The 4465-nt window shown below is 74.0% G+C and carries 3 protein-coding genes; all 3 read right to left on the bottom strand.

Features of this window, described 5'->3' with window-relative positions; genetic code table 11:
• Positions 1-1340 (bottom strand): serine hydrolase domain-containing protein (locus AOK18_RS12720; protein WP_055694410.1); only part of this gene is annotated, 1340 nt, incomplete at its 3' end.
• A gap of 91 nt (positions 1341-1431) precedes the next feature.
• Positions 1432-2640, bottom strand: coding sequence for a cytochrome P450 (locus tag AOK18_RS12715; protein WP_055694409.1), 1209 nt, complete (start codon positions 2638-2640; stop codon positions 1432-1434).
• 878 nt (positions 2641-3518) lie between these two features.
• Complete coding sequence (locus AOK18_RS12710; RefSeq protein WP_055694408.1) at positions 3519-4271, bottom strand: thioesterase II family protein; 753 nt, start codon at positions 4269-4271, stop codon at positions 3519-3521.
• Positions 4272-4465: the final 194 nt, after the last annotated feature.

The following is a 4465-nucleotide window of genomic DNA, read 5'->3' as shown; positions in this document are numbered from 1 at the left end:
CCGGCGCGGCGCGCGGTGCGTCCGGAGATCTGCAGGCGGTCGATGGTCCCGGTGGCGGGGTCGCGGTGGAAGCGGCCGCCGGGCTCGTGCCGGCCCGTGGCCGGGTCGACCAGGTCGCAGGACAGGTCCGGGTAGCACACCAGCGGGATGGGGTAGTCGCCGTCGACGGACAGGGTCGGCGTGCCGTCCCCGTCGAGCTTGACCGCGTACTCGGTGCCCCCGTTGCGGTAGGTGCCGGCGCACTCCGGCAGCGGTACGGCCGGGCCGCCGCGGGTGACGGTCGGGGTGGTCGGCACGCGGATGCCGGTGAGCCGGACCAGGTCGGCCGCGAGGTCCCGCCACAGGGCGGTGGCGCCGCCCGCGTTGCCGGTGAAGGCGACGACGACGCCGCTGTCCGGGTCGGCCCGCAGATGGCAGGAGGTGCCCTGGGCGTTCCCGTCGTGGCCGCACCACACGCGGCCGTCCTGCCGGAAGAGGGCGAGGCCCAGGCCCCAGGAGTCCGCCAGGGCGCCGGGGTCTGCGGCCGGTTCGGGACGGCGCATCCGGGCGGCGACGGACGCGGGCAGGACGGTGGACCGGCCGATGAGGGCCCTTCCCAGGGCCGTCAGGTCCTCGGCGCTCGCCAGGAGGGCCCCGGCCGGGGCCTCCACCGGGGCGAGGTTCTGGTGGGCCGGGCGGACCAGTCCGGTGGCCGTGTTGAGGGCGTGGCCGGTGGCGACCGGTCGGGCGGGGACGGCGTCGCCGAGGAAGGCGGGGACGATGTCCAGGGGTTCGAGGAGGAGCACGCGCAGTGCTTCCCGCCAGGTCATGCCCGTCACCTCGGACACGAGCCGGCCGGCGGCGACGTAGCCCGCGTTGGAGTAGGAGAAGCCGGTTCCCGGCGGGAACAGGGCGCTCTGCGCGGTGCAGACCGCCGAGAGGTAGCGCGTGGCGGTGGTGCCGGCGGCGCTGTCGGAGTCGGGGCCGGTGGGCAGTCCGGCGGTGTGGCTGAGCAGGTGACGTATGGTCACTTCCGGTAACGCCCTTAATTCGGGCAGGAGTTCACAGGCGGGCTCGTCGAGGTCGAGGTCTCCGTCGTCGGCGAGGAGCAGCACGGCGGCGGCCGTGCCGAGCTTGGTGACGGAGCCCAGGGGTACGGCCGTGTCCCCGGTGAACGGGGTTCCCGTCAGGGCGTCGGCCGTACCGGTGTGCACGCTGAGGGTCTGGGCACCGGTGTGGACGGCCAGCTGGGCGCCGGGCACGTGGTGGGCGCGCGCCAGGGAGTCGAGGCGGTTCTGCAACTCCTCGCGCAGGGGGGACGGCTGCCGGGGAACGGCCGGAGCGGCGGTGGGGTTGAGCATCGGAAGGGAACTCCTGGTGAGAGCGGGTGCGGAGAGTGAACGACGCGGCCGGCCCACGGGTGAGCGGTGCGGGGCCCGGGCGCGCCGCGCGTCACGGTCTGGTGACGGCGATCGGCAGGTGTCGTACGCCGACGATGACGGCCGGGTTCTGGTACGCGACGTCGTCGTAGGAGGGGACCGTGAGGGTGGGGAAACGTTCCATCAGCATATGCAGCGCGATCCGTGCCTCCAGCCGGGCCAGTGGTGCGCCGAAGCAGAAGTGGATGCCGTGGCCGAAGGTCAGATGGGGATTCGGACCGCGGGTCACGTCGAAGGTGTCCGGATCGTCGAAACGGGAGGGGTCGCGGTTGGCGGCCCCCAGATGCGCCGTCAGCAGGGTGTCGGCCGGGATCTCGTGGTCGCCGAGCACCACCGGCCGGGTGGTGCGGCGCCCCAGCTCGGGGAAGGGCGGCAGCAGGCGCAGCACCTCCTCGACGGCGCCCGGCAGCCGGCCGGGGTCCCCGCGCAGGGTGTCGAATGTTCCCGGGTGCCGGTCGAAGGTGACCACGGCGTTGCCGAGCAGCGCGGTGGTGGTGACGTGCCCGGCGACCAGCAGCAGGGCGACGAATCCGACGATCTCCTCGTCCGCCAGGCGCGTCCCGTCCACCTCGGCGGTGAGGAGTCTGCTGGTGAGGTCGTCCCCGGGGCGGGCGCGGCGGTGCCGGATGTGGTCCAGCACGTAGCCGTTCATCTCGCGCACGGTCGGGGCGATGGCCTCCAGCGCCTTCTCCAGGTCGGCCGTGTCCAGGCTGTCGCCGAGCCGGTCGCCGCCGAAGAGGACGGCGGCCCACTCCTGGAACAGCCTGTGGTCGTCGGCGGGGATGCCGAGGAGTTCGGCGATCACGATGATCGGCAGGGGGTGGGCGAGGGTGTCGACCAGGTCGAACCGGTCGCGGTCGGCGACCTCGTCGAGGAGGCGTGCGCACACGGCCTCGATGCGCGGTGCGAGTCCCTGGACCACCCTGGGGGTGAAAGCCTGGCTCACCAGGGTGCGGAAGGTGCGGTGTTCCGGCGGGTCCATGCCGACGAAGTTGCCCCGCCGGAAGGTCTCGAAGTCCTGCTGGGTGGGGGTGATCGGGGTGAGGTCGGAGGAGTAGGTCCCCGGGTCGGCGAGTACGGCGGAGACTCCCCGGTGGTCCACGACGCGCCACTGTCCCTGCGCTTCGTCGTGGACCACGGGGCCCGCCTCGCGTAAGGACCGCCACCGGTCGGGTAACGCGTCCAGGGGTGATTCGACTCCGGTCGGTTGGGTGCTTGTCACCGTTCTCCTCGAGTGGGGACGCGCGGGCCCGGCACGGGCCGTCGACGCTGGTGCGGATTCGCCGGCTGGAAGCCGGGGCCGTCATGGGAGCGGCCGGCGGGCGTGCCGCCGCACGGCGGATCCCCCTCCGTGGCAGGTGGCCGCCTCGTGGCCGGGCCGGCCGCCGCTCGGGGGCGGACCGCCCGTCCGGCCCTCCCGCGGAACTCCCGTGGCCGCCGGGGCGTCAGCGGGCCCGGGGGCGGGTTCCGTACGCCGGGACGGCTGCTCCGAGCGGTCCCGGCGTCCGCCGTGGTGCGGGTGAGCCCGCACGCCCGCAGCCCGGTGACACGTGCCTCTGGCACAAAGCAGACATCACTGCATCCCCCCAGCGAACGTCCCGCGCGGCGGCTCCGCGCGGAACTCTCCTGTCCCGCGATTTAGTGCTTTGTGTGCTGAAAAGGCGCTTCGGCACGATCCATCCGGGCCGAACGCGCTCACAGTTTTCACGTTGGGTCACAGGATGGCAACCCCCCGAAATCGAAGGGGACGGCCCGTCGACGACCCACCGCCAGGTGCGTGTATCCCACTTCTCCGCACCCAAACCCCTTACACCGGAAGAGAATTGACTTCCTTTCAACAACTGCGCCACCCCGTCACCACCTGCACCGTCCGTCCCGGGCGTACGGGCTCCCGCCCCGTGGGTTTCGGCCAGATTCAGCGACGCCGCACCTGAGCGCCGGCCGGTCCCGGGTCCCGTCGGCGGACGCCCGGCACGAAAGAGCCGTCCGGCGCGTGGAAGGAGTCACCGGCGCTCGCCGTCATCGCGCGCCCCCCGGCGCACCCCCACGAGGTCATGGCGCCCCTCGCGAGCCTCCGCGAACCGCGGACTCCGGCGCCCGTCACCGCCCGCCCGCGTCGGCGCACTCGGTGACGAGCCGCACGACGGTGCCCGGATCGTCCGTCAGGAAGAAGTGGTCCCCGGGGAGGGTTTCCAGCCGGAAACCGGCCGTGGTGTGGTTCTTCCAGGCCGCGGCCCCCTCCGGCGCGACCTGTGGGTCGCGGTCCCCGGTCAGGCAGAGGACGGGCGTGTCCACCACGGCGCCGGGGTCCGCCCGGTACCGGGCGATCGCCCGGTAGTCGTTGCGCAGGACGGGCAGGAACAGGTCCATGAGGTCCGGGTCGCGGACGATCGCCGGGTCGGTGCCGCCGAGAGCGGCGAGGTGGTCGAGGATCTCCCGGTCGGAGTCGGGAACGGGCGACTCGCGCGGTACCGACGGGGCGGTCCGGCCGGAGACGACGAGGCGGCAGTGCTCCGTCAGCCGGTCGCGCCCGAGCCGGAGCACCGACTCGAAGGCGACGGACGCCCCCATGCTGTGGCCGAAGAGCACCAGCGGCACGGGCTGCGCCGCCCATCGCCGCAGGGACGGCACCAGCCGGTCGGCGAGTCCTTCGACGGTCGTCACGAACGGTTCGCCGAAGCGTTCCTGCCGTCCCGGGTACTGAACGGCCGTGACGTCGTACCCCTCGGGGAACCACCCCGCGAACGGCGCGTAGAACGAGGCGGCGCCGCCGGCGTGCGGAAGGAAGAGCACGCGCGCGCGGGGCGCCGCGGCGCCGCGCAGTGGCCTGATCCAGGGGTCCTTGCCCTCCATCGGTGCTTCCCGCCCTTTCCTCGCCGCGGCCGGGGCCGTACGCCCGGCCGGCCCGGTGTGAACGTCGCCGACCGTACGGTGTCCGGACGCCGGCCGTCGAGGGACGCCGCGCGGGGCCCGGCCGCCGGGTGCCGGAGCGGGGAGGGCGGGCGTCCGCGGGGCCGCGCCCGGTGCCGCGGCCCCGCGGACGCCCG

The sequence above is a fragment of the Streptomyces prasinopilosus genome, assembly GCF_001419695.1.
Lineage (GTDB): Bacteria > Actinomycetota > Actinomycetes > Streptomycetales > Streptomycetaceae > Streptomyces > Streptomyces prasinopilosus.
This window is presented reverse-complemented; position numbering and strand designations above follow the sequence as displayed.